Raw genomic sequence first — 380 nt, 5'->3', positions numbered from 1 at the left:
GAAGAACCCGTGGCCGCGCCGAAGCCCGCTCCGGCGGCTGCGCCTGCGCCCCGCGCCGTTCAGCCGGCCGCTCATCAGACGCCGCCTCCGCTGTCTCAGCGGCCGGAGTATGATGACATCCTGCTGAACAACTACGCGCCGGACGAAGAACCGGCCGAGCCGCAGCAATCGCAACCGGCCGCGCGCCGCGAGCCGCGCGTTGACGATCTGCCGCATGAACATGAGGCGCCGCTGGCGGCGGAACCGGCATTCCACGCCGAACCCGCCCCTGTGCAGCAAGCGCCGGAAGTCAAGCCTGCGTCGGAACCTGCACCGCAGCCGCAACAGCCGGCCGCTGCGCCAGTTCAGGCTAAACTGAAAGAGACCGTGCTGGTGCTGCA

The 380-nt window shown here is 69.7% G+C and carries 1 pseudogene; it reads left to right on the top strand.

The window, feature by feature from the left end:
* Positions 1-380, top strand: a pseudogene (locus HFC70_RS26740) (hypothetical protein); the annotation flags it as partial.

Origin of the sequence: Agrobacterium sp. a22-2 (genome assembly GCF_012276985.1) — a bacterium.
GTDB lineage: Bacteria > Pseudomonadota > Alphaproteobacteria > Rhizobiales > Rhizobiaceae > Allorhizobium.
This window is presented reverse-complemented; position numbering and strand designations above follow the sequence as displayed.